The organism is Bacillus sp. REN16 (assembly GCF_020731355.1).
Lineage (GTDB): Bacteria > Bacillota > Bacilli > Bacillales > Bacillaceae_L > Ferdinandcohnia.
Map to the genome: position 1 here is coordinate 194,662 of NZ_JAJFZK010000003.1, position 25,015 is coordinate 219,676.

Consider the following 25,015-nt stretch of genomic DNA (forward strand, 5'->3'; position numbering starts at 1 on the left):
CGAAAAGCGCAAGCGTCTTGTAAGGGGTACATCGACTAACTACTGCCACGTCCTGTGGCGAACATCGATGTCAGCACTTCCTCGAAAATGCTATGCATTTTCTTCGTGCGATGATTATGCTGACGAAGCCTTCCTTGTCCTGTGCAAGTCCGGCAAGCATAAGAAAAGCCGGCACGAAGGATGCCTTTTATCCTTCTTGACGGATTGGCTAGACCAAAGAGGGGCTAGACGCTGGAGCTAGACATAAGACTTTTTTGTCATTCTTCCAAATTTCGCTGTCGAATTATTGATTTTATGTTGGTTTGCTTCTATCTTTGACGAAAAGGTACTAGTTTTGTCTACCGGCAGGATTTTACCTATGTTAGGGAGAATCGTACTACTATATAAAGATTCGGAAAAAGGGGGATTGGTTGGTGTGAATACGGCGGAGTTTGCAAAAAAATTAGGGGTTTCTACAAAAACTGTTCGGAAATGGATAAAAAATTTTGATTTAGCTTGTGGAAAAAATGAATATGGACATTATGTATTTGAGGAAACAGACCTGCCACTATTTGAAGGTATACGGAATCAAGTGAAATCTGGAGTGCCATCTGATAAAATCGAACTATCACCACCAGAGCCTAGGAAGGGGACCGCACGGAAAATGGTACAAGCTTCAGATAAAACACTCTCGGAAAAATTAAATACGATGATGGAGCGGATCAAGGAGAACGAAAGACGGATTGAGGAAAAAGCAAGTGATGTTGTGTCCTACCAGCTTCTTCAGCATCGCAAGGAAATTGATGAGCTTCAAAAAAGGTTGGAGAAAATGGAGGCGTACATCGAACAGCTTGAAAGGGAAAAAGAAGAGCTTCAAAAACAAACAGCCATTACCCTTGAAAAAGTGGAGGGTTCCAGAAAACGTAAAAAAGTACTCGGATTTCTATTTTAAGATCAGGACAAACTGCCTGGTCTATTTTCATATTCAAAAAAGCACCCCGACAGGAGCGCCTTATAGTTTCATTGTATCCTTTTGTATGACTGGCTTTAGTAACGGTTTTCCTGGTACTTCGTGATGGTGACGGCAGCGTGGCTCGTATGATTCAGATGCGCCAACTAAAATAACCGGATCATCATAGGATGCTGGTTGTCCATTGATTAAACGCTGTGTTCTGCTTGAAGGAGAACCACACACTGAGCAAACAGCCTGAAGCTTCGTTACTAGTTCAGCTAACGAAAGCAGCTCCGGAACCTTTCCAAACGGTTCACCACGAAAGTCTTGGTCCAATCCTGCGACGATGACTCTATGGCCGCGGTTAGCAAGAATTTGGACAACCTTTACAATCTCATCATCGAAGAATTGCACTTCATCAATGGCGACTACATCTGTATCGGCTGAAACCTGTTCCAAAATCTCAGCTGACGTTGCAACTGGTTTTGCGACAAAGGATGTCCCATTATGAGAGACAACAGAACTTTCACTATAACGATTATCAATTTGAGGCTTAAAAACCTGAACAGATTGTCTGGCAAATTGAGTACGACGTACACGTCGAATCAACTCTTCGGATTTTCCTGAGAACATGCTTCCACAAATTACTTCAAGCCAGCCACTTTGCTTCATAATATACATGAAACGAAGGTCTCCTTTCCTCGGGTTGTTTCTATTGAGCCAACGAATTGACTGTGGGTAAGAGGATTATTTATATGAGGTAAAAATAGAATAATTGCGAGAAAAAATAGATGAATTAGCACAAAAAACAGGCAAGAGGAAAAAACTTGCCTGTTTTTGGCTTTTCAAATCGATATTATTATTTAATACCGTATTTTTTATTGAATTTATCTACACGTCCACCTGCATCAGCGAATTTTTGACGGCCTGTATAGAATGGGTGACACTCTGAGCATACCTCAACGCGTAACTCTTCCTTTACAGAACCAGATTCAAATTCATTTCCACAAGCACATTTCACCATAACTTTTTTATAGTTTGGATGAATTCCTGATTTCATTCGTCTCATCTCCTTCCGCCCTGAATCATCTATCGAAACAGAGTTACGTTTTAGCAAAATTGCATATTTGCATGTACAATTTTGAAAACCTAAAACGCACATGTTGAAATTATAACAAGTGAAGCCGTGAATTGCAACTTAATCCTGTTGTTAAAAATCGTTAATTTTTCCAACAGTTATTTCAGCGTGGACTCACGGACACTGCACAATTCTTACGAATCAGATCTGCTGTTATTTCTTCTTGCGGCTGCCGCTTTCTTTTCTGCTTCAAGCATTTCAAAGAACTCTGCATTTGTTTTAGTTTGCTTAAGTTTGCGTAAAAATTTCTCTGCAAAATCTGGTGAATCTGACATAGCTTTACGGATTGCCCAGATTTTATCAAGCTTGTCTTTTTCAATAAGCAGCTCTTCTTTACGTGTACCAGAGCGACGAATATCAATGGCAGGGAAAATACGACGTTCTGCTAATGAGCGATCTAAGTGTAGCTCCATGTTACCTGTACCTTTAAATTCCTCATAGATGACATCATCCATACGTGAACCTGTATCAACAAGTGCAGTCGCAAGGATTGTTAAGCTTCCGCCCTCTTCAATGTTTCTCGCTGCCCCGAAGAAGCGCTTTGGACGGTGGAATGCTGCTGGGTCAATCCCCCCAGATAATGTACGACCACTTGGTGGAATAACAAGGTTATAAGCTCTTGCAAGACGTGTGATACTATCCATAAGGATGATGACATCACGTTTATGTTCAACAAGGCGCATCGCTCTTTCAAGCACTAATTCAGCAACCTTAATATGGTTTTCTGGCACCTCGTCAAAAGTTGAACTTACGACATCTCCAGCGACAGAACGTTCAATATCTGTAACCTCTTCTGGACGCTCATCAATAAGCAGAACAATTAATTCTGCCTCAGGGTGGTTTGTTGTAATGCTGTTTGCGATTTCCTTAATTAGCATTGTTTTACCAGCCTTTGGAGGCGCCACAATTAGACCACGCTGACCGAAACCAACTGGTGCCAAAATGTCCATGATTCGTGTGGAAATATGATTCGGCTTTGTTTCTAAAATCACTTGACGATCTGGATAAAGAGGTGTTAAACCAGGGAAATGAACTCGTTCCTTCGCAGATTCTGGGTCATCGCCGTTTACAGCTTCTACGTGAAGAAGACCATAATAACGTTCGTTTTCTTTTGGAGGACGTACCTTACCAGATACCTTATCCCCATTTCGCAGGTCAAAACGACGGATTTGGGAGGCAGAAATGTAGATATCCTCTGAGGATGGAGAATAGTTAATAGGTCGTAGGAATCCGAATCCTTCTGATTGGATAATCTCAAGAACACCCTCCATAAATAAAAGACCATCCTGCTCAGCGCGTGCCTTAAGGATTGCAAAAATTAACTCTTTCTTCGTTAATTTGCTATAGTAGGAAACCTTAAATTCACGTGCTAATTCATATAACTCTTTTAGCTTCATGTTTTCCAGGCTAGAAATTGTAATACTCATTCGTACACCACTCTTTGTTTTTTGTTATTTTCTATTTCTCGTAAATGCTCTCTAACTGCGGTTTTGAATTTGGTTCATTCGTCCATTAAAAAAAGCGGTTTCGTATTTTCTCTCCTTGAAAATATGGAGATAGATGAAACGTCATGGATGGAATGATGTAGATGCATTATGAGGAATCAATAGAAGTTTTCTTGTTAATTGGAATTAGTGAGAAGTAAACAGACTATGATTAGTCTGATTAGTCTTCTTTATTTTACCCTATTCTCATGTTATTAATCAATAGCTTCTTTGATAGAGTTATGACGTTTCGATGTCAAACTGCTTATAAAATCAGGAGAAGCAAGCACAAAAGCTTGCCTCTACTCTATTTAATTACTAAATTTGGCTTTTTCTTCAAGCTATGTCTACCATCTATGAATCTTACAGTTCCGGATTTCGCACGCATAACTAGAGAATGAGTTGTCCCGATTGAACCTTTAAATTGAACACCTCGTAAAAGCTCTCCATCTGTAACACCTGTTGCTGCAAAAATGGCGTCATCACCGCGGACTAAGTCTTCCATTCCAAAAACTTTTGAAACATCGAGTCCCATTTTGATACAGCGAGCTAACTCTTCATCCGTTTGCGGCAGTAGCTTTCCTTGGATTTCTCCTCCTAAGCACTTTAACGCAACCGCTGAAAGGACACCCTCAGGCGCTCCCCCAGAACCGAACAAAATGTCTACACCTGTATGATCGAATGCTGTATTAATTGCTCCAGCTACATCACCGTCATTAATTAATTTAATCCGAGCACCTGCTTCACGCAGCTGTGTAATGATATGCTCATGTCTTGGGCGATTTAATACAGTAGCCACAACATCTTCAATATCCTTATTCTTCGCTTTTGCGACCGCTTTTAAATTATCGATAATTGGTGCGTTGATGTCGATTAGTCCGACTGCTTCCGGGCCAACAGCGATTTTTTCCATATACATGTCTGGAGCATGCAGCAAATTTCCATTATCCGCCACTGCCAATACGGAAAGCGCATTCCAACCGCCGGACGCTAAAATATTTGTTCCTTCAAGTGGGTCAACTGCAACGTCGACTCTTGGTCCATAACCATTTCCAAGCTTTTCCCCAATGTAGAGCATTGGCGCTTCGTCCATTTCCCCTTCTCCGATGACAACTTGTCCCTTCATTGGGATTGTATCGAATACATCCCTCATAGCAGAGGTTGCCGCACCATCTGCATCGTCTTTCTTCCCGCGACCCATCCAACGGGCTGATGCCAATGCGGCTGCTTCTGTTACACGTACAAGCTCCATTGATAAGCTTCTTTCCATGATCCTTCCCCCTTGCTGATAGCAGTCTCTTTTAAAGTTAAAACCTTTATCTTTTCATACATAACATAAAAACGCTTTCTCTCTACTTTTCCTTTTAAGAATACATGAAAACTCCCACTATTTGTAGTGGGAGTTAGGAACTTTTTATTTTAATTTGTCTAGTTCCGACGGCTAGAAACTTGAGAAACTTCTACTCCGCCTGCAGAGACAAAATACGTCTCTGTTGTCGGAGTCTCCGACGCACAGGAAGTGCTAGTTCCGACGAAGACATAAGGACGTGGCGTTTCTAGTCGGCCAGTTTTCCAGTTTCCGGGCAAGCCGCCTGCACTTTTCTATGAATTTTGCACCTGTTCGATTTCTTCTTCTGTCAGGCTTTCTCTCCAAATCGTTGCACCTAAGCCTGTCAGTTTTTCTTCTAAATGGCTATACCCGCGGTCGATATGCTCAAGGCCCGTAATTTCCGTTACTCCTTCTGCCATAAGGCCCGCAACCACAAGTGCTGCACCTGCGCGTAAGTCACTTGCTTTTACTTTTGCACCTTGAAGCTGAACAGGTCCAGTAACAATTGCAGAACGCCCTTCAACTTTAATTTGTGCATTCATGCGGCGGAGCTCGTCAATATGCTTAAATCGTGCACCATAAATCGTATCCGTAACAACACCCGTTCCATTTGCTTTAGTGAGCAGGGATGTAAAAGGCTGTTGAAGATCGGTTGGAAAACCAGGATACACAAGTGTTTTAATATCAACAGCTTTTAAATCCTTATTTCCAGCAACCCAAATTTGGTCGTCGCTTGTTTCAACGATTACACCCATTTCACGAAATTTAGCTATCAAAGATTCCAAGTGGAGTGGGATGACATTATCAATTAATACACCTTCACCCATAGCAGCACCTATAATCATATATGTACCTGCTTCAATGCGGTCAGGAATAATAGTATGACGGCAGCCCTGTAAGGAATCGACGCCATCGATGCGGATGACATCTGTTCCGGCACCTTTAATTTTTGCACCCATACTTGTTAATAATGTTGCAACATCAATAATTTCCGGTTCTTTCGCGGCATTTTCAATAACTGTACGCCCTTTTGCACGTACGGCTGCCAACATGATATTAATGGTGGCTCCCACACTTACAACATCCAGATAAATACGAGCGCCTCTTAGCTCATCTGCACGAAGGTAGATTGCACCTTGTTCGTTCGTTACCTTTGCACCCAGTGCTTCGAAGCCCTTAATATGTTGATCAATTGGTCTTGGGCCAAGGTGACAGCCTCCAGGCAAGCCAATGACAGCCTTTTTAAAACGACCGAGCATCGCACCCATTAGGTAGTAGGATGCACGAAGCTTTTTCACTTTTCCGTTCGGCAATGGCATTGACACAATATTACTAGGGTCAACAAAGATTTCTTCTTTATTTATCTCAACATGGCCTCCGATTTCTTCAAGCAAATCACCTAAAATTTGCACGTCCGAAATATCCGGCAGACCTTCAATTGTAACTGGCGATTCTGCTAGGATTGTTGCTGGGATAAGGGCAACTGCACTATTCTTTGCCCCACTAATTTTTACTGATCCTTTTAGTGGATAACCGCCTGCTATTTTTAGTTTTTCCATATGTGGCTCCCTTCTAGCGAAGATGACGGTTTTGTAAGGGAAACTTTGACTTGCCACGGATACAACCTGTCCGGCGATCGTTGACTTAATAAAATCTTTGGCAGCATTCTATTCCCTTATTACGTTACGCGATGTAACAGCACTTCACTTGAATTGGTATATTTTAACACAATTTTACAGCATGATTGTACAAGTATTAATTCTTAGTTTACAAGAAAAAATGAAAATCATGTATCATTTTATCCTTTTTCATCAAAACAATCAAATTCGCCTAACTGAGGATAATTCTTTAAGGAAAATTCCATAGGACTAAAGTTACACTACTGCTTTTAGTATGTTGGAAGTGATTCTGGTTGAAGGTCTTTGTCATATTCATTGCAAGGTTCGTCTAAGTAATAAAAATCATTGGGTAGGTATACAAATCAGCTCCTTCCACTTTTTTATGTGTTGTTGATCTGCAATTACCCCTAGACTCCCATTTCGTTGGCAAGGTTTTTTAAATCTGCCTTGCGCTTTTCTTAATGTCTAGCTCCAGGCGCCATCGGTTCGGGGTCATAAGCCAATCGCTTCGGAAGGCAAACTGCACCTTCTGTCAGCGCTCGTCTTATGCCTGTCACCGCTAGGCGGGCGCCTTGCGCTTTTCTTAATGTCAAGCTCCAGGCGCCATCGGTTCGGGGTCATACGCCAAGCGCTTCGGAAGGTAAACTGCACCTTCTGTCAGCGCTCGTCTTATGCCTGTCACCGATAGGCGGGCGCCTTGCGCTTTTCTTATTATAACGCAAGAAAACCGCTATCTCCAAATCACGTTATAAATAACAGGAAATAAGCGGCTTTTCTATATGGTTTGGAGACGAATCTCCAATCTATTTAATTAGACGTTCAAAAGTTAAAAAAGTTTCTTACGCTCTTCCAGAAGAACCGAATTCACGCATTTTGCCTTTTACAGTTTCACGAATTGCTTCACGAGCAGGACCTAAGTATTTACGCGGATCATACTCTTCTGGCTTAGCAGCTAAGCTTTCTCGAACTGCTTTCGCTGAAGAAATTTGGTTTTCTGTGTTTACATTGATTTTAGCTGTTCCTAGAGAAACGGATCTTTGAATATCTTTTGTTGGAATACCAGTTCCACCGTGAAGTACGAGTGGCAGACCAGTTTTCTGTCCGATTTCTTCCATTTCCTTAAATCCTAGGTTTGGTTCACCTTTGTAAGGACCGTGAACAGAACCTAAAGCAGGCGCTAAGCAATCAATACCTGTGCGGTTTACAAGCTCAACACACTCATTAACATCCGCATAGATAACACCTTCAGCAATAACGTCGTCTTCTTGTCCACCAACAGTACCAAGCTCAGCTTCTACTGAAACTCCGTGGAAGTGTGCAAGTTCAACAACTTTAGATGTAATCGCAATGTTTTCTTCAAATGGGTGATGAGAAGCATCGATCATAACAGATGTGAATCCAGCATGAATCGCTTTTGCACAATTCTCGAATGAAGAACCGTGATCAAGATGGATTGCTACTGGAACCGTAATGTTTGATTCTTCCATGATCGCTTTTACCATTGCAACGACAACTTTGAATCCACCCATATATCGGCCAGCACCTTCAGAAACACCTAGAATAACTGGTGAATTTTCCTCTTGTGCAGCTTGTAAAATAGCTTGTGTAAACTCAAGATTGTTTAAGTTAAATTGCCCTACTGCATAACCTTCTGCTTTTGCTTTTTCAAGCATTTCTTTCATTGAAACCAAAGGCATGTGAATTTCCTCCTTTTGTACCGTTTTTATTGTGAATGTAAGGATTTAGTCCCTATACGCACAGAACCACGGCTATGAAACGCCGGGGCTTATTGTTAACCTATTCCTGAGATTTCGTATCATTAAATAGAATGACCGAAACAAATCATAATATGTAAAACAAGATAGAAACAACAGACAAAAAGCACACAAAAATGCCTCTTGCACGAAGGAATAGCAACAATACAGTACTAAGCATATCACAAGATTTTGATTTCGCAATACATCATTGTTTCGCGTTTTTCCCCTTGAAGCGGTTACATTCTAATAACAATGCGGTTTTGTATTTTTTACGATTTTTATTCAGATTTTAATGGGATATTCGCTCTAACGGCTTCACGTAACTCGTCGATGTCAAAAGGTTTCGCAAAATGGGTAATTGCTCCTAAATCCTTGGCTTCCTGTATCATATCAAGCTCACCATAAGCCGTCATAATTATGACCCGAATATCCTGATTGATTTTTTTGAGTCTCTTTAAAATTTCAATCCCGTCCATCCCTGGGATTTTCATATCTAGTAAAACTAAATCTGGAGAGTGTTTTTGAACAATATCGATTGCTTGTACTCCATTAGCTGCCTGGAATGTCTTGTAACCTTCCTTTTGAAAAACTTCATTTAACAGTATTCGTATTCCGTATTGGTCATCCACAATTAAGATTTTTTCTGACATTCTGTTTAAAACCCCCCTTAAAATAGTTAAAAATAAAAAATCAATTACTTTGTTTTTTACGATCGTTTTTGCTACGTTCGTTTTTTCGAATATTATTATATCGTTATTCATTTTTAATTCTACCATATGTTACAAGATTCCTTCTTTTTACGCAGAAAACTTTTATTTCCAAGCTCGAAGTATTTATATCAACAATATTCGACATGATTTCTTATTTTTTTTGTATAACGTTATAATGATAATATATGGAAAAACGTAATTCATTCTGCTGAATGAATTTACTGCCTCCGGCGGATGCCACAGATTTTCAAATGAAGCTTTTCGAGCAGTAAGATCAAAGACTAAAAACGCCACATCCTGTGGCAACGTCTTTATGACCCACTTCCTGTGAGCCTAAAATCTGGGCGCAAATACGCCAAGGGCGCATTTGATTAAAATTAGAAAGGAATTTGACATTTATGTTGAAAATTTTTACTACACAGCTTCAAGGACAGTTTAAACGGATTATGGAACAAGAGGAAATGAATATGGAGGATGGCGCTAGAATCCTTGCCCAGTCCGTGATTAGCGACGGTTCCATTCTCATTCATGGTTTCGGTGAAATGGCTGCCGTTGTTACCGAGGCATTGTTTGGCGCTGAACCATTAAATTCTGCTAAGTCCTTATATACGAATGGAAATATGGAGGAGGTGGAGGATGTTGACTCCGTGTTGTTAATCACTCGATTTTCAACTGATGAAGAAGCTATCAAGCTTGCGGAAGAACTTCATGATAAAGGCATCCAAACGGTTGCAATTTCAGCGATTGAAAAAAAGGAAGGGGTACGCACGCTTGATGAGATCGTTGATATCCATATTGATAGCAAGCTCACAAAACCGCTCATTCCAGACGATGTCGGCACCCGCTTTGGTTTTCCAAGCGTGATGACAGCTTTATATGCCTATTTCGGACTAAAATTTACAATCAAAGAAATGGTCGAGGAATTTGAATAAGGAAATGGAATGTGATGAAGGACTGTATGGGGATTTCTTTTGATCGGAATGGTCTTTATAGTTCTGATGAAGGACCAAATGAGGATTTCTTTGATCGGAATGGTCTTCATAACACTGATGAAGGACTGAACGAGTATTTCTTTCGATCAGAAAGGTCTTCATAGCACTGATGAAGTACCAAATGTGATTTCTTTCGATCGGAAAGGTCTTCATAGCACTGATGAAGGACTAAACAAGTATTTCTTTCGTGCGGAATGGTCTTCATTGCCTTGATGAGAACCAAACGAGGATTTTTTTCGATTGGAATGGTCTTCATAGCACTGATGAAGGACTAAACGAGGATTTCTTTGGGTCGGAATGGTCTTCATAACCTTGATGAAGGACTGAATGAGGATTTCTTTTGATCGGAATGGTCTTCATTGCCTTGATGAAGAACCAAACGAGGATTTTTTTCGATTGGAATGGTCTTCATAGCACTGATGAAGGACTAAACAAGTATTTCTTTCGTGCGGAATGGTCTTCATAGCACTGATGAAGGACTGAACGAGCATTTCTTTGGGTCGGAATGATCTTCATAACCTTGATGAAGGACTGAATGAGGATTTCTTTTGATCGGAATGGTCTTCATTGCCTTGATGAAGAACCAAACGAGGATTTTTTTCGATTGGAATGGTCTTCATAGCACTGATGAAGGACTAAACGAGGATTTCTTTGGGTCGGAATGGTCTTCATAACCTTGATGAAGGACTGAATGTGATTTCTTTCGATCGGAATGGTCTTCATAACCAGCATGTAGAGGATTTCGCATGAGTTTCTCGGACCAATTCCCCTTCATAACCCGGATGAAGTGGATTTCACATCAGTTTCTCGGACCAAAACCCTTTCATCGATCAAAAAAAATGGCGAGTGTGCATTCACTCGCCATTTCACATATCTTACATTTTTTCAGCATTTGTTAAAGATGCTTTAATAAATTCTCTGAACAATGGTTGTGGACGGTTTGGTCTTGATTTGAATTCCGGGTGGAATTGTGATGCCACAAACCATGGGTGGTCTTTCAGCTCAATGATTTCCACTAGACGTCCATCTGGGCTTGTCCCTGAGAAGACAAAGCCTGCTTCTTCCATTGCTTGACGATAATGGTTGTTAAATTCATAACGATGACGATGGCGCTCATATACTACTTCATCATTGTATGCCTCATATGCCTTAGTTCCTTCTTCAATTTTACAAGGGAATAGTCCAAGACGTAATGTTCCGCCTAAATCCTCAACATCCTTTTGCTCTGGTAACAGGTCAATAATTGGATGAGGCGTATCTGGGTTTAGTTCAGCAGAATGTGCACCTTCTAAACCTAGTACATTTCGTGCAAACTCAACAGATGCTAGCTGCATACCTAGGCAAATCCCTAGTAATGGCGTTTTTGTCTCTCTCGCATATTTTAAGGCTTCAATTTTTCCGTCCACGCCGCGGTCACCGAAGCCGCCAGGAACAAGAATTCCATCTGAGCCTGCAAGTAACTCCGCCACATTTTCATTTGTAACTTCTTCAGAATTAACCCAGTTGATATTGATATCTGAATCAAATGCGTAGCCGGCATGCTTTAATGCTTCAGCAACAGATAGATACGCATCTTGAAGCTCAACATATTTTCCAACTAACGCAATATTTGTCGTTTTAGTTAGGTGTGTCACTTTCTCAACGAGATTGATCCAATCTGTCATGTCAGCTTCATGGCAATCTAGTTGAAGATGCTCACATGCAATTTGGTCTATGCCTTGTTCTTGAAGCGATAACGGGATTGAATATAGTGTTTCCGCATCACGGCTCTCAATAACCGCTTTAGGATCGATGTCACAGAATAGCGCAATTTTTTCCTTCATATCCTCTGAGATTGGCATTTCTGTACGAACCACGATGATATTTGGCTGAATTCCAAGGCTACGAAGCTCTTTTACACTGTGCTGAGTTGGCTTTGTCTTCATTTCTCCAGCAGCTTTAATATATGGAACAAGTGTACAATGCACATACATCACATTGCGGGAGCCCACATCACTCTTGATTTGACGAACTGCCTCCAAGAATGGAAGTGACTCGATGTCACCTACCGTACCACCGATTTCAGTGATAACGACGTCTGCATTTGTTTCATGGCCTGAACGGAATACTCTTTCCTTGATTTCATTCGTAATGTGCGGGATAACTTGTACGGTTGCACCTAAATAATCACCGCGACGCTCTTTCTTTAACACCGTTGAATAGATTTTACCTGTAGTTACATTGCTATATTTATTAAGGTTAATATCAATAAAACGTTCATAGTGACCTAAGTCCAGGTCAGTTTCAGCGCCGTCATCCGTAACGAACACTTCCCCATGCTGGTACGGGCTCATTGTTCCTGGATCCACATTTATGTATGGATCGAATTTTTGAATTGTTACATTCATTCCACGGTTTTTCAATAAACGCCCTAAAGATGCGGCAACAATCCCTTTTCCTAAGGACGATACAACCCCACCTGTTACGAAAATATATTTAGTCATCTTTCTTTTTCCCCCATTCATGTAATTAGTTAAAGTTTGTGCAAATATATTAAATTGTATAAAGAAATCTTCTCGATGCGGGGGTTTATCTTTTTTATTAACCCTTTAAAAATAAAAAAGCTCCTCTTACAATATGTAAGGGAGCGAAACTTGTCATTTTGTTTCGTAGATACTCTTTTTTAGAGCCCAAAAAGTATTCTACCGAGTTAGGATTAAAAAGTCAATACGAAATTTAGGTCGAATTGTGTGAATTCGACCCAAATGTATTAGTCTTCTTCCTCTTCTTCCTCTAGTTCTTCGTCTTCTTCATCTAACTCATATTCTTCGTCGTCTAATATCTCTTCATCGTCTTCTTCGAAATCTTCATCCTCGTCATCGATGTCATCGAAATCTTCATCTTCTTCGTCTTCATCATCGACATCATCAAGATCTTCGTCCTCTTCATCATAATCTTCTTCGAAATCAAGATCATCATCATCAAGATCATCAAAGTCGATAAGATCTTCATCCTCGTCCTTCTTCTTCTTGCTCTTTTTCTTCTTCTTCGGTTTTTCGGTATGAATGACCTCTTCATCGATTTGCTCGTATGGATACCATGTACGAAGTCCCCAACGGTTATCACCTAATGTAATAAAACGACCATCGATATTTAGGTCTGTATAAAACTGAGAAACTTTTCTGCGAATTTCATCTTCTGATAGCTCTAATGTTTTTGCAATTTCGTCAACTAGCTCGTTAAATGTAATCGCATCTTTTCTCCCTAAAAAAATCTCATACGCTACTTCAAGCATTGACATTTCTTTTATTTGCTCTGGTGAGTATTGATCAAGACTCATCAAGGCACTCCCTTTCTATGTATCCTGATAAATGTGGTGGATAATATTTTAAGCTTTGAACTGCTAGATAAAAAATAAAAAAGAGTTCTGTAAAATACATATCATTCATTATAAACAAAATCAACCACTTTATGCCAATCTAATCATTTTTTAAGGCTGGGTCATCTGTTTTTGACCCAGCCTCGTGCTTTTTCTACATATTTCTCCGATATTGTCCGCCCACTTCATAAAGTGCCTGAGTGATTTGGCCAAGACTTGCAACCTTTACTGTTTCCATAAGCTCCGCAAAAATATTTCCATTATTAATGGCAACCTGTTTTAAATTTTTCAATGCTTCGTCTACTTTATCCTTATTTAGGGTTTGAAATTCCTTTAAATTATGAATCTGGAGTTCTTTTTCTTCTTTTGTTGCACGTGCAAGCTCGATATTATTTAAATCCTCCTCTTTTGGCGGATTTGGATTGAGGTACGTGTTTACCCCAATAATCGGAAGCTCACCCGTATGCTTTTTCATTTCATAATACATGGACTCATCTTGAATTTTTCCGCGCTGGTACTGTGTTTCCATCGCCCCAAGTACCCCACCGCGGTCATTCAGCCGGTCAAATTCCTGAAGGACGGCTTCCTCGACTAAATCCGTAAGTTCCTCAATAATAAAGGAACCTTGCAGCGGATTTTCATTTTTCGTTAAGCCATGCTCTTTCGTAATGATCATCTGAATTGCCATTGCACGTCTTACAGATTCCTCTGTCGGTGTTGTAATCGCTTCATCATATGCGTTTGTATGGAGCGAATTACAGTTATCCTGAAGGGCCATAAGCGCCTGTAAGGTCGTACGAATATCATTAAAATCAATTTCCTGGGCATGCAGGGAGCGACCTGAAGTTTGAACATGATATTTCAATTTTTGACTGCGCTCATTTGCACCATACTTCTCTCTCATAACCGTTGCCCAAATGCGGCGCGCTACGCGGCCAATCACTGTATATTCCGGGTCCAATCCATTACTGAAGAAGAAGGAAAGGTTTGGAGCAAAATCATCAATATTCATGCCGCGACTTAGGTAGTACTCCACATATGTGAATCCATTTGATAATGTAAAGGCAAGCTGGGAAATCGGATTTGCACCCGCTTCAGCGATATGGTAGCCCGAGATCGAAACGGAATAATAGTTACGTACTTTGTTGTCGATGAAATATTCTTGAATGTCCCCCATCATTCTTAGGGCAAACTCGGTTGAGAAAATACATGTATTTTGACCTTGGTCTTCTTTTAAAATATCAGCCTGAACAGTTCCACGTACCGTTTGGAGCGTTTTCCTACGGACCTCTTGAAATTCCTCTACTGTTAAAATACGACCGAGCTCCTGCTCGCGCTTTTCAACCTGCTGGTGGATCGCCGTATTCATAAACATTGCAAGAATAATCGGTGCTGGACCATTGATTGTCATCGAAACGGATGTTGACGGCGCGCATAGATCGAAGCCGTTGTACAGCTTTTTCATATCATCTAAGGTACAAATGTTGACGCCACTTTCTCCAACTTTCCCGTAAATATCCGGGCGATAAGCTGGGTCTTCCCCATATAAAGTTACGGAATCAAATGCTGTACTTAAGCGTTTCGCATCATCATCCTTTGATAAGTAGTGGAAACGGCGGTTTGTTCGTTCAGGCGTCCCTTCTCCAGCAAACTGGCGCTTCGGATCTTCCCCTTCTCGTTTGAATGGAAAAACACCTGCCGTATACGGGAATGCACCCGGAACATTTTCTTTATACACCCATCGTAAAATTTCCCCAAAGTCCTTAAAGCCTGGTAGTGAAATTTTCGGTATGGATAAACCAGATAGGCTTTTCGTCTTTAAAATTGTCACAATTTCCCGATCACGGATTTTCGTAATGAACTTCTCACCCTTATAGGTTTCCTTTGTCGTTTCCCAGTCTGCAAGAATCTTTTTCGATTCATCTGAAAGCTTTGCTTCGTATTGAGTTTTTAAGGCTTCCAGGGTTGGGATGACATCCACATTTCCAAGCTCCTGCACACTTTCAATAGTGCCAGTAATTTGGAAAAGCTTTCGAGCAATCTCCACCTGTTCAGCTGCTTTTTTATGATAGTTCCGAACCGTATCCGAGATCTCACGCAAATAATAACGGCGGTCATTCGGGATAATTACGTTTTGCTTTTGAACATCTGCGGTTTTTTCAAAGGATGTTTCCCAATCAGAGCCCATTTTTACATTGATTCGATCGACTAGATTAGCGAAAAGGGCGTTCGTTCCAGGGTCATTGAATTGACTCGCAATCGTACCAAATACCGGCATTTCTTCATAGTCTTTTTCAAATAAAAGATGGCTGCGCTGGTATTGCTTTTGAACCTGACGCTTTGCATCCTCTGAACCCTTGCGCTCAAATTTATTAATCACAATCAGGTCAGCATAATCAATCATGTCAATTTTTTCGAGCTGTGAAGGTGCACCGAATTCACTCGTCATGACGTACATGGATACATCACAGACCTCAGTAATTTCAGCATCCCCTTGCCCAATTCCGCTCGTTTCAACAATGATTAAGTCAAAGCCGCCTGCTTTTACAACCGCAATCGCATCCTTAATTGCAAGTGATAACTCCGTTTTTGATCCCCTCGTTGCCAGACTTCGCATATAAACCCGCGGATTAAAGATTGCATTCATCCGGATTCGGTCACCAAGTAAGGCACCACCCGTTTTTTGCTTTGTAGGATCAACGGATAGAATTGCTACCTTTTTATCATCAAATTCATTAATAAAACGGCGAATGAGTTCATCTGTGAGCGAGCTTTTTCCCGCTCCGCCTGTACCTGTAATTCCAACAACGGGAACCTTTTTCTCAAGGTCTTTTATTTTTTGAATGATTGTTTCCGCTGCTGCTGCCGTTTCATCCGTATTGCCAATTTGATGTTCAGCAATCGTGATTAGCTTTGCAATCGTTTTGTAATCCCCTGTTTGAAGAAGCTCAAGCTCATCTGTAAGCTCGGTTCTTGTTGGATAATCACATTGCTGCAGCATTTTATTGATCATTCCCTGAAGCCCAAGAATTCGGCCATCTTCAGGCGAAAAAATACCTGCAATCCCGTATTCCTGAAGCTCCTTAATTTCACGAGGGATGATGACACCGCCACCCCCGCCATAAATGCGGATATGGGATGAGCCGCGCTCTTTTAATAGGTCATACATATATTTAAAATATTCCACATGGCCACCCTGATAGGAGGAAATCGCGATCCCTTGCGCATCCTCCTGAATCGCCGCGTTGACCACTTCCTCAACCGAGCGATTATGCCCAAGGTGAATAACCTCAGCACCGCTCGCCTGCAAGATGCGGCGCATAATATTAATCGATGCATCATGCCCATCAAATAAGCTCGAAGCCGTCACAAACCGTACATGATGCTTTGGACGATATATTTCCACCGTGCTCATTTTTACTCCCCCAGTCGTGCTTATTTTTCGATTCCCTTCAATAAAAGCTCTGTTTGCATCTCAATATATTCCTCAAGCGTGAAAAGCTTGCGCATCGCCCAACGGCGAAAGCCCCACATCTGGCCTTGCACAAAAATATTATGAGCAACAAGCTCGACCTGCTTTTTCGGTAACTGGAACTCTCCTTTTGCGATACAGTCTTCAATTGCCGTTTCAAACATGCCGACCATTTCTACTTCCTTGTTCAGCACATATGGGAGTGCATCCTTCGAAAGGGACTTCGCCTCCTGATAGAGAACTAAAACCTCATCCTGCATCTCATCCATAACAAGAAAGTAATTACGTATCGCAAGCTTCAAGCTTTCAATACTGCCTTCCTTCGTGTTGATTGCTTGCTGGAGGCGTTCCTGAACCTGATCATAAATGCTGTCTACAACCAAGTAGAGAACATCCTCCTTCTTACGGATATATTCATAAAGCGTACCGATGCTAAAACCAGCTGCTTTCGCAATCTCTCTCGTCGTCGAGCGATGAAACCCTTTTTCCTTAAAAAGAGTCACCGCCCCCTTTATCATCTGATCCCGCCGTTTCTTAATCAGCCGCTCATCCTTCACCGAAGCCGGCACATCATTCCTTCGCATCTCATCACCCCTATCACAGGGAAACATGGGGACGGTTCCTCCGTTTCCCTATTTATTTCCAATGTAATTTAAGGTCTGGAAACATGTGGAAACATGGGGACGGTTCTTCTGTTCCCCCATATATTTCCAACGTAATCTAAGGTATTATCGATGGTCGCACAGTGACCTACCAAGTTTTGTCGAGACCTACTTCGTTAACATTCTAGAGATTACTAGTCGTTGGATTTCTTGGGTGCCTTCATAGATTTGAGTGATTTTTGCGTCACGCATGTAACGCTCAACCGGGTAATCCTTTGTATAGCCATATCCGCCAAAGACTTGAACAGCTTCTGTTGTCACCTTCATCGCAGTGTCCCCAGCAAATAATTTCGACATTGCCGATTCTTTTCCATATGGAAGCCCTTCTGATTCTAGCCATGCCGCTTGATAGGTTAATAGACGGGCTGCCTCAACATTTGTTGCCATATCCGCAAGCTTAAAGCCAACACCTTGTTGCGCAGCAATTGGTTTTCCAAACTGGACACGTTCCTTCGCATATTCAGTTGCAGCATCAAGCGCACCTTGAGCAATACCAACTGCTTGGGCGGCAATTCCATTACGGCCGCCATCAAGTGTCATCATTGCGATTTTAAAGCCTTCTCCTTCTTCGCCAAGCAAGTTTTCCTTAGGTACACGGCACTCTTCAAACATAATTTCAGTTGTCGGTGACGAACGAATGCCCATTTTCTTTTCTTTTTTTCCAACTGAGAAACCAGGGAAATCGCTTTCGATGATAAACGCGCTCGTTCCTTTATGCTTAGAGGTTGGATCTGTTAGTGCAAACACGACATAGATGTCGGCAATCCCACCATTTGTGATGAAGATTTTAGAACCGTTTAAGACATAATGGTCGCCTTCTAATCTAGCAGTTGTTCTCATTCCACCTGCATCAGAACCGGATCCAGGCTCAGTTAAGCCGTACGCACCGATTTTTTCTCCCTGTGCCATCGGTCGTAAAAATTTTTGCTTTTGCTCTTCACTGCCAAACTTGTAGATTGGCCAGCCTGCAAGAGACGTATGGGCAGAAAGGGTTACACCAGTTGATGCACACACTCTTGACAGCTCCTCAACGGCGATACAATACGCTAGATAGTCACTGCCAATGCCGCCATATTCCTCTGGCCACGGAATTCCGGTTAAGCCTAGCTCTGCCATTTTATCGAAAATTTCACGGTCAAAACGTTCCTCTTCGTCACGCTCTGCCGCAGTTGGTGCCACTTCATTTTTGGCAAAATCACGAACCATTTTACGAATCATTTCATGCTCTTCTGATAATTTAAAGTACATTGATGGTACCTCCGTTTTTAGTAGAATGATAATTTGTATGATGAGTAACGTGTCTCCGTGTTCTAATTGTGTCGTTCTTGGCTGAAAGTGTGGATTCTTGAGTTGAATTGCGCGATCTTGGATGGGAATTGCGCGATAGCATGCTGCAATTGCGCGATACCAAGCCATAATTGCGCTTTATCAATTTCCACCAATCATTACAAATGCTTACTTATGACAATCCTTTGAATTTCGCTGGTGCCCTCGTAAATTTCCGTGATTTTCGCATCCCGGAAAAATCGTTCAACCGGATAATCCTTCGTATAGCCGTAGCCACCATAGACCTGAATCGCCTCTGTGGTGACCTCCACCGCCGTTTTAGATGCAAACAGCTTTGCCATCGAGGATTCATTGGTACAAGGCAATCCTTGTTCTCGTAAAAATGCCGCGCGATAGACGAGGAGCCTCGCCGCTTCCACAGCGGTCGCCATATCGGCAAGCTTAAAGCCGACACCCTGCAACGAGGCAATGGGTTTGCCGAATTGATAACGACTCTTTGAATAATCCACTGCGTGGTCTAAAGCTGCCTCCGCAATTCCAAGGGCCTGGGCAGCGATGCCGATTCGACCAACACTTAGATTTGCCATCGCAACCTTAAAGCCTTCTCCTTCGACTCCTAGAATATTTTCAGCCGGGACCTTTACATCCTCAAGCGTAATTTGGAGGGTCCGAGAACCGAGAAGGCCCATTTTATGCTCATCTTTACCGAACACGAAGCCCGGAGTGTTTTTTTCTACAATAAATGCCGTGATCCCCTTGCTACCAGTCACAGCAGGATTTGTACGTGCAAACACTATATACACATCGGCTTCCCCGCCATTTGTGACGAAGACCTTTGAACCATTCAGCACATAATGGTCACCCTGCTTTACGGCCCTTGTTTTTAAGCTTGCGGCATCTGAGCCAGCGCTCGGTTCTGTGAGACAAAAAGCCCCCAGATATTCTCCACTTGCGAGCTTCGGAATGTATTTCTGCTTTTGCTCTTCTGTTCCGAAATATAAAATGGGGTGTGTCCCAACAGAGGTATGCACTGATAAAATAACCCCGATTGTTGCGCTCACCTTAGACAGTTCATTGATCGCAATAATATAAGACGTAAAATCCATTCCGGCTCCAGCATATTTTTCAGGGGTTGTAATGCCCATGAGTCCAAGCGTTCCCATCATTGTGAGAATTTCTCGTGGGAACTCCCCATTCTCCATGCGTTCTACAAAAGGCGCGATTTCCTCTTTCGCAAAATCACGGACCATTTTTCGCATCATTTCTTGTTCTTCTGTAAAATGAAAATTCATGCTGCTTCCCTCCAATGCGGGATCTAGATGATGTGGGTTTGTAAGAGTTGTCATGCAATTCTCACCCCTATCCTTCGTAAGTGTAAAATCCTTGACCTGATTTTTTACCTAACCAACCTGCCTTCACGTATTTACGAAGCAATGGACATGGTCTGTATTTGTCGTCCCCAAAGCCTTCGTGCAAGGTTTCCATAATATACAGACATGTATCAAGTCCAATAAAATCAGCTAGTGTCAGCGGTCCCATCGGGTGATTCATCCCAAGCTTCATTACTTCGTCAATCGCTTCTTTTGTGGCAACACCTTCGTATAGGGTGTAAATGGCTTCATTGATCATTGGCATTAAAATGCGGTTTGACACAAACCCTGGAAAGTCATTCACTTCAACTGGAACCTTGTTGAGCGTTTTTGTCATATCTTCAATCACTTGATAGACTTCATCGGCTGTCGCTAAGCCGCGAATAATTTCAACTAATTTCATAACTGGAACTGGATTCATAAAATGCATACCAATTACTTTTTCCGGGCGCTTTGTTGCTGCCGCAATTTCCGTAATTGGGAGTGAGGAAGTATTTGTTGCTAAAATAGCGTTCTGAGGTGCAATTTCATCTAGTTGTGAGAAAAGCTTTGTTTTGATGTCCATATTTTCAACGGCTGCCTCAATTACAAGGTCAACATCACTTGCATTTTGCAGATCCAGAGATGGTGTGAGTCTTTCTAATGTTGCTGCCTTGTCTTCGGCGCTCATTCGCCCTTTATCCACTTGGCGAGTAAGATTTTTCGTGATTGTCGCGAATCCGCGATCAAGGTATTCCTGCTTTATATCATGGAGCAGCACGTCATAGCCGGCCATCGCACAAACCTGTGCAATCCCTGATCCCATTTGCCCCGCACCAATTACCATTACTTTTTGTACGTTCATTCAACATACCTCCAATGTTTACTCGAAATTTATACTTCAACCATTATCGCGTCTCCCTGGCCTCCGCCACTGCAGATGGCCGCAATCCCGATGCCGCCGCCGCGACGTTTTAATTCATGGATCAGTGTAATGATAATTCTTGCTCCACTTGCTCCGATTGGATGGCCAAGTGCCACCGCCCCACCATTGACATTCACTTTTTCAGGATCAAGATTGGCAATCTTTCCACTCGTTAATGCGACTGCTGCAAAGGCTTCATTGATTTCAAACAAATCTATTTCCTCAACTGTTTTGCCTGTTTTCTTTAAAAGTTCATTGATTACGAGCCCGGGAGTTTTTGGAAAATCCTTTGCTTCAACAGAAATTGCAGCATGAGCAAGAATTGTCGCAAATGGCTCTTTTCCTTCTTGCTTTGCCCGTTCCTCACTCATGAGGACAAGTGCAGCTGCGCCGTCATTCACTCCAGGTGCGTTTCCTGCCGTGATTGTTCCGTCTGCATTGAACACTGATTTTAGCGTTGCTAATTTTTCAAGTGTTGTATCTGCTCGCGGTGCTTCGTCTTGGTCTACAACTGTAACTGCGCCTTTACGTCCTTTTATTTCAACTGCAACAATTTCTTCCGTAAACTTGCCTGACTCAATGGCTTTAACCGCACGTTGGTGGCTGCGCAGTGCCCACTCGTCCTGTTCCTCACGTGAAATGTCCAATTCCGATGCAACTTCATTTCCGTAAGTCCCCATGTGCACACCTTGGAAACTACAGGTTAAGCCATCATGTACCATTAAGTCCTTTAAGCTTGCATCTCCCATTCGGAGTCCAAAGCGCGCTTTTGGCAAAAAGTATGGTGCATTGCTCATTGATTCCATGCCACCAGCAACAATCACTTCCTCGTCTCCAGCACGAATGATTTGATCGGCGAGCGTGACACTGCGAAGTCCTGATGCGCATACTTTATTAATGGTTTCTGTTTTAACTTCCCACGGGATTTCCGCGTTACGTGCTGCCTGACGTGAAGGAATTTGGCCCTGGCCTCCCTGCAAAACAGTTCCGAAAATCACTTCGTCTACTGCGTTTCCTTCAATGCCTGCACGCTGTAAGGCCTCCTTAATAGCAATTCCGCCAAGTTCAGATGCAGTTAATGAACTAAGACTCCCCCCTAATTTTCCAAATGGAGTACGAACACCACTGACAATGACTGTTTTCCCCATGCTCCAACCTCCTTGATTTTTATCGAGTACAATTCCTTCATTTACGTTACTTTTTCTTTGCAACTACCTCGAATCGGGCGCGATTCCCTCGTTTGCTTTACCTTTTTCTTTCCAACTACCTCGAATTGGGTACGATTCCCTCGTTTGCGTTACCCTTTTCTTTCCAACTACCTCGAATCGGGCACGATTCCTTCATTTGCGTTACCCTTTTCTCTGCAACTACCTCGAATTGGGTACGATTCCCTCGTTTGCTTTACCCTTTTCTTTGCAACTACCTCGAATCGGGCGCGATTCCCTCGTTTGCTTTACCTTTTTCTCTGCAACTACCTCGAATTGGGCACGATTCCCTCGTTTGCTTTACCCTTTTCTTTGCAACTTGCCACTAATCGGTACGATTCCCATGCTTGCGTTACTTTGTTCGTTGGAAACACCCTGAATCGGGCACGTTTCTTCAAATAAAGGAAATCGCTTACATTTTTTCGACTGAACGCTCGCTCAATCTTGTCTGAAAGAGGGAGGCGTACCAATGTACACCTCGCCTATTTCTCTTATACTATTAAAAACATTTTATTTGTTTCCTATATTCCTATTTTACAATGTCAATAATGGAAAATAAATACTTAATTTCCGTTAAGATGCAACTTGTTGTTCACCGATAACTGATCTTTCCAGGATTTCAGCAATATCATATGTGCCAATTTGATCCTCGACTTCCTTCGCTTTCGTGCCATCACTAAGCATGGTTAAGCAGTACGGGCAACCAGAACCAATCGTGGTTGGGCTAACAGCAATTGCTTGCTCTGTTCTAGCTACGTTAATGCGAGTTCCAGTATCCTCTTCCATCCACATCAGACCGCCACCAGCGCCACAGCACATCCCTTTTTCACGGTTACGTTCCATCTCAACGAGCTGCACACCTGGAATTTGTTTTAAAATTTCACGTGGCGGGTCATACACATCATTGTAGCGTCCTAAGTAACAGGAATCATGCCATGTAATGACCTCATTCACCGCATGTTTCGGAACCAATCTGCCCTCTTTTACAAGGTCATACAGGAGCTCTGTATGGTGGAGAACCTCGACATCTTCAAGACCCATATCCGGATACTCATTTTTAAAAATATTGTAGGCGTGCGGGTCGATTGTCACAATCTTCTTCACTTCTGCCTTTTCAAATTCAGCGATATTGTTTGTTGCAAGCTCTTGGAATAAAAATTCATTTCCAAGACGGCGCGGTGTGTCACCAGAGTTTTTCTCCTTGTTTCCTAAAATCGCAAACTTCACGCCTGCTTCGTTCATCAGCTTCGCAAAGGAAAGCGCGATTTTTTGGCTTCGGTTATCAAATGCACCCATTGAACTAACCCAGAATAGGTATTCGAACTCTTCGCCAGCTTTTTTCATTTCTTTTACAGTTGGTACATGGACATCGTCACGTACGTCACGCCAGTTTTCTTTTTCCTTACGGTTAAGGCCCCATGGATTTCCTTGACGCTCAATATTCGTCATGGCACGCTGAGCATCCGCATCCATTTTTCCTTCGGTAAGAACTAAATAACGGCGTAAATCAATGATTTTATCAACATGCTCGTTCATTACTGGACATTGGTCCTCACAGTTACGGCAGGTTGTACATGCCCAAATCTCTTCCTCTGTGATAACATCGCCAATTAGGCTTGGACTATATGCTAATTCAGCCGTTGCGGCTGTTTCATTTGCACTCTGGCTAGCAGACGCAAGAGCAAGCTGATTTCCTTTTGTATGTGAAAATGCAACAGCTGGCACCCAAGGTACGCGTGAAGTCACGACTGCACCTGTTTCTGTTAAATGATCGCGTAGTTTTACAATCAAATCCATTGGAGAAAGCATTTTACCAGTGCCTGTTGCCGGACACATATTCGTACAGCGACCGCATTCAACACATGCATACAGATCAACTAATTGTGTTTGCTTAAAATCTTCAATTTTTCCAACACCAAAGGTTTCTTGTGTTTCATCTTCAAAATCAATTTTCTCAATCTTTCCTGGGCTTGTTTGTCTGCTTAAATACACATTCGCAGGTCCAGCAATTAAATGCGCATGCTTGGATTGCGGCACATAGACGAGGAAGCTTAACAGGAAGATTAAGTGAATCCACCATGCGATATAAAAAATCACAATTGCGGCAGTTTCGTTTAGCCCGCCTAAAGCAAGTGAAATCAGGGATGCAATTGGCTCAGTCCATGATGGATCGTGACCATGCCAAACGATTCCAGCTCCATTTCCAAGTAAAACAGAAAGCATCAAACCACCAATAAATAAGAGAACAAGTCCTGATTTAAAGCCTCTTTTTAGACGCACCAGCTTTTCCACATAACGACGATGGAATGCCCATACCACAGCAACTAAAATGGTAAATGTGACAATCTCTTGGAAAAAGGTAAAGCCTGGATATAATGGTCCCAGTGGAAGATGGGAACCCGGCTTTAGGCCTTTCCAAATAAAATCGATTGCACCAAATTGAACAAGCAGAAACCCATAAAAGAACATGACGTGAATGGCTCCACTCTTTTTATCCTTTAAAAGTTTTTTCTGTCCGAATACATTAACCCAAATTCGTTCAAGACGTTCCTTTACTTTCCCATCAAACTCGACCTTTTTGCCAAGCTTGATATAAGCAACTCTTGTTTTAATTAGGTAAACAAAAAGATAAATTGCGTAAGCGGTTACAGCTAGGAATGCTAGAAGATTAATAAATAAGAGGGTATTCATGTTTAAACTCCTTTCTTAACATTTATAATAAGATCAATTCGCAAAGCGAACGGCGCCCAGATTTTCATCGAGTTTGCTCGATAATTTCATCTAAAAAATCTGTGG

The 25,015-nt window shown here is 42.0% G+C and carries 19 protein-coding genes; 2 read left to right on the forward strand and 17 right to left on the reverse strand.

Going from position 1 to position 25,015, the window contains the following annotated elements; all coding sequences use genetic code 11:
* Positions 1–358 precede the first annotated feature (358 nt).
* Complete coding sequence (locus LKW28_RS04850; RefSeq protein WP_229139222.1) at positions 359–931, forward strand: MerR family transcriptional regulator; 573 nt, start codon at positions 359–361, stop codon at positions 929–931.
* Positions 932–991: 60 nt separating this feature from the next.
* On the opposite strand, the gene LKW28_RS04855 is transcribed toward LKW28_RS04850, so the two are convergent.
* From LKW28_RS04855 to LKW28_RS04885, 8 genes are all read right to left on the reverse strand, one after another.
* Positions 992–1,612 carry a thymidine kinase gene (locus LKW28_RS04855; RefSeq protein WP_229139223.1) on the reverse strand — a complete coding sequence of 207 codons (621 nt, stop codon included), beginning with the start codon at positions 1,610–1,612 and terminating at the stop codon, positions 992–994.
* A 178-nt stretch (positions 1,613–1,790) separates the two neighbouring features.
* Positions 1,791–1,991, reverse strand: a complete 201-nt coding sequence (gene rpmE / locus LKW28_RS04860; protein ID WP_057998188.1) for a 50S ribosomal protein L31 — start codon at positions 1,989–1,991, stop codon at positions 1,791–1,793.
* Positions 1,992–2,203: 212 nt separating this feature from the next.
* Positions 2,204–3,496, reverse strand: a complete 1,293-nt coding sequence (gene rho / locus LKW28_RS04865) for a transcription termination factor Rho (protein WP_229139224.1) — start codon at positions 3,494–3,496, stop codon at positions 2,204–2,206.
* Between the two features lie 364 nt (positions 3,497–3,860).
* On the reverse strand, positions 3,861–4,823 hold the full coding sequence (glpX, locus tag LKW28_RS04870) for a class II fructose-bisphosphatase (protein ID WP_229139225.1): 963 nt from the start codon (positions 4,821–4,823) through the stop codon (positions 3,861–3,863).
* A 332-nt stretch (positions 4,824–5,155) separates the two neighbouring features.
* Positions 5,156–6,442 carry a UDP-N-acetylglucosamine 1-carboxyvinyltransferase gene (locus LKW28_RS04875; RefSeq protein WP_229139226.1) on the reverse strand — a complete coding sequence of 429 codons (1,287 nt, stop codon included), beginning with the start codon at positions 6,440–6,442 and terminating at the stop codon, positions 5,156–5,158.
* A 518-nt stretch (positions 6,443–6,960) separates the two neighbouring features.
* Positions 6,961–7,095 (reverse strand): hypothetical protein, encoded by a 135-nt coding sequence (locus LKW28_RS22920; RefSeq protein ID WP_267497876.1) that lies wholly within the window; start codon positions 7,093–7,095, stop codon positions 6,961–6,963.
* Positions 7,096–7,341: 246 nt separating this feature from the next.
* Positions 7,342–8,199: a class II fructose-bisphosphate aldolase gene (locus tag LKW28_RS04880; protein WP_229139227.1), complete on the reverse strand. Its 858-nt coding sequence runs from the start codon at positions 8,197–8,199 to the stop codon at positions 7,342–7,344.
* A 338-nt stretch (positions 8,200–8,537) separates the two neighbouring features.
* The gene (locus LKW28_RS04885; protein WP_010677224.1) at positions 8,538–8,909 is read right to left on the reverse strand and encodes a response regulator; all 372 of its coding nucleotides are present in this window, start codon (positions 8,907–8,909) and stop codon (positions 8,538–8,540) included.
* A 458-nt stretch (positions 8,910–9,367) separates the two neighbouring features.
* On the opposite strand from LKW28_RS04885, the gene LKW28_RS04890 reads away from it, so the two are divergent.
* The gene (locus LKW28_RS04890) at positions 9,368–9,901 is read left to right on the forward strand and encodes a DUF2529 domain-containing protein (protein ID WP_229139228.1); all 534 of its coding nucleotides are present in this window, start codon (positions 9,368–9,370) and stop codon (positions 9,899–9,901) included.
* A gap of 935 nt (positions 9,902–10,836) precedes the next feature.
* Here LKW28_RS04890 and LKW28_RS04895 read toward each other — a convergent pair.
* From LKW28_RS04895 to LKW28_RS04935, 9 genes are all read right to left on the reverse strand, one after another.
* Positions 10,837–12,444, reverse strand: coding sequence for a CTP synthase (locus LKW28_RS04895; protein ID WP_229139229.1), 1,608 nt, complete (start codon positions 12,442–12,444; stop codon positions 10,837–10,839).
* A gap of 266 nt (positions 12,445–12,710) precedes the next feature.
* The gene (gene rpoE, locus LKW28_RS04900) at positions 12,711–13,280 is read right to left on the reverse strand and encodes a DNA-directed RNA polymerase subunit delta (protein WP_229139230.1); all 570 of its coding nucleotides are present in this window, start codon (positions 13,278–13,280) and stop codon (positions 12,711–12,713) included.
* Positions 13,281–13,473: 193 nt separating this feature from the next.
* Positions 13,474–16,734 carry a fused isobutyryl-CoA mutase/GTPase IcmF gene (icmF, locus tag LKW28_RS04905; RefSeq protein ID WP_229139231.1) on the reverse strand — a complete coding sequence of 1,087 codons (3,261 nt, stop codon included), beginning with the start codon at positions 16,732–16,734 and terminating at the stop codon, positions 13,474–13,476.
* Between the two features lie 20 nt (positions 16,735–16,754).
* Complete coding sequence (locus tag LKW28_RS04910) at positions 16,755–17,375, reverse strand: TetR/AcrR family transcriptional regulator (protein ID WP_229139232.1); 621 nt, start codon at positions 17,373–17,375, stop codon at positions 16,755–16,757.
* A gap of 186 nt (positions 17,376–17,561) precedes the next feature.
* Entirely contained in the window at positions 17,562–18,701 is a 1,140-nt protein-coding gene (locus tag LKW28_RS04915; RefSeq protein WP_229139377.1) for an acyl-CoA dehydrogenase, read from the reverse strand.
* 197 nt (positions 18,702–18,898) lie between these two features.
* Positions 18,899–20,032 (reverse strand): acyl-CoA dehydrogenase, encoded by a 1,134-nt coding sequence (locus tag LKW28_RS04920; RefSeq protein ID WP_229139378.1) that lies wholly within the window; start codon positions 20,030–20,032, stop codon positions 18,899–18,901.
* A 67-nt stretch (positions 20,033–20,099) separates the two neighbouring features.
* The gene (locus tag LKW28_RS04925) at positions 20,100–20,954 is read right to left on the reverse strand and encodes a 3-hydroxybutyryl-CoA dehydrogenase (protein ID WP_229139233.1); all 855 of its coding nucleotides are present in this window, start codon (positions 20,952–20,954) and stop codon (positions 20,100–20,102) included.
* 29 nt (positions 20,955–20,983) lie between these two features.
* On the reverse strand, positions 20,984–22,162 hold the full coding sequence (locus LKW28_RS04930; RefSeq protein WP_229139234.1) for an acetyl-CoA C-acetyltransferase: 1,179 nt from the start codon (positions 22,160–22,162) through the stop codon (positions 20,984–20,986).
* A 630-nt stretch (positions 22,163–22,792) separates the two neighbouring features.
* Positions 22,793–24,910, reverse strand: coding sequence for a (Fe-S)-binding protein (locus tag LKW28_RS04935; protein WP_229139235.1), 2,118 nt, complete (start codon positions 24,908–24,910; stop codon positions 22,793–22,795).
* Positions 24,911–25,015 lie beyond the last annotated feature (105 nt).

Excerpts from the sequence above, each read along its gene's own strand:
- LKW28_RS04910 (WP_229139232.1), bottom strand. The coding sequence starts at position 17,375 with ATGCGAAGGAATGATGTGCCGGCTTCGGTGAAGGATGAGCGGCTGATT.
- LKW28_RS04885 (WP_010677224.1), bottom strand. The coding sequence starts at position 8,909 with ATGTCAGAAAAAATCTTAATTGTGGATGACCAATACGGAATACGAATA.
- LKW28_RS04875 (WP_229139226.1), bottom strand. The coding sequence starts at position 6,442 with ATGGAAAAACTAAAAATAGCAGGCGGTTATCCACTAAAAGGATCAGTA.
- LKW28_RS04890 (WP_229139228.1), top strand. The coding sequence starts at position 9,368 with ATGTTGAAAATTTTTACTACACAGCTTCAAGGACAGTTTAAACGGATT.
- LKW28_RS04855 (WP_229139223.1), bottom strand. The coding sequence starts at position 1,612 with ATGTATATTATGAAGCAAAGTGGCTGGCTTGAAGTAATTTGTGGAAGC.
- LKW28_RS04895 (WP_229139229.1), bottom strand. The coding sequence starts at position 12,444 with ATGACTAAATATATTTTCGTAACAGGTGGGGTTGTATCGTCCTTAGGA.
- LKW28_RS04915 (WP_229139377.1), bottom strand. The coding sequence starts at position 18,701 with ATGTACTTTAAATTATCAGAAGAGCATGAAATGATTCGTAAAATGGTT.
- rpmE (WP_057998188.1), bottom strand. The coding sequence starts at position 1,991 with ATGAAATCAGGAATTCATCCAAACTATAAAAAAGTTATGGTGAAATGT.
- rpoE (WP_229139230.1), bottom strand. The coding sequence starts at position 13,280 with ATGAGTCTTGATCAATACTCACCAGAGCAAATAAAAGAAATGTCAATG.
- glpX (WP_229139225.1), bottom strand. The coding sequence starts at position 4,823 with ATGGAAAGAAGCTTATCAATGGAGCTTGTACGTGTAACAGAAGCAGCC.
- rho (WP_229139224.1), bottom strand. The coding sequence starts at position 3,496 with ATGAGTATTACAATTTCTAGCCTGGAAAACATGAAGCTAAAAGAGTTA.
- LKW28_RS04935 (WP_229139235.1), bottom strand. The coding sequence starts at position 24,910 with ATGAATACCCTCTTATTTATTAATCTTCTAGCATTCCTAGCTGTAACC.
- LKW28_RS04850 (WP_229139222.1), top strand. The coding sequence starts at position 359 with ATGTTAGGGAGAATCGTACTACTATATAAAGATTCGGAAAAAGGGGGA.
- LKW28_RS04930 (WP_229139234.1), bottom strand. The coding sequence starts at position 22,162 with ATGGGGAAAACAGTCATTGTCAGTGGTGTTCGTACTCCATTTGGAAAA.
- icmF (WP_229139231.1), bottom strand. The coding sequence starts at position 16,734 with ATGAGCACGGTGGAAATATATCGTCCAAAGCATCATGTACGGTTTGTG.
- LKW28_RS04880 (WP_229139227.1), bottom strand. The coding sequence starts at position 8,199 with ATGCCTTTGGTTTCAATGAAAGAAATGCTTGAAAAAGCAAAAGCAGAA.
- LKW28_RS04925 (WP_229139233.1), bottom strand. The coding sequence starts at position 20,954 with ATGAACGTACAAAAAGTAATGGTAATTGGTGCGGGGCAAATGGGATCA.
- LKW28_RS04920 (WP_229139378.1), bottom strand. The coding sequence starts at position 20,032 with ATGAATTTTCATTTTACAGAAGAACAAGAAATGATGCGAAAAATGGTC.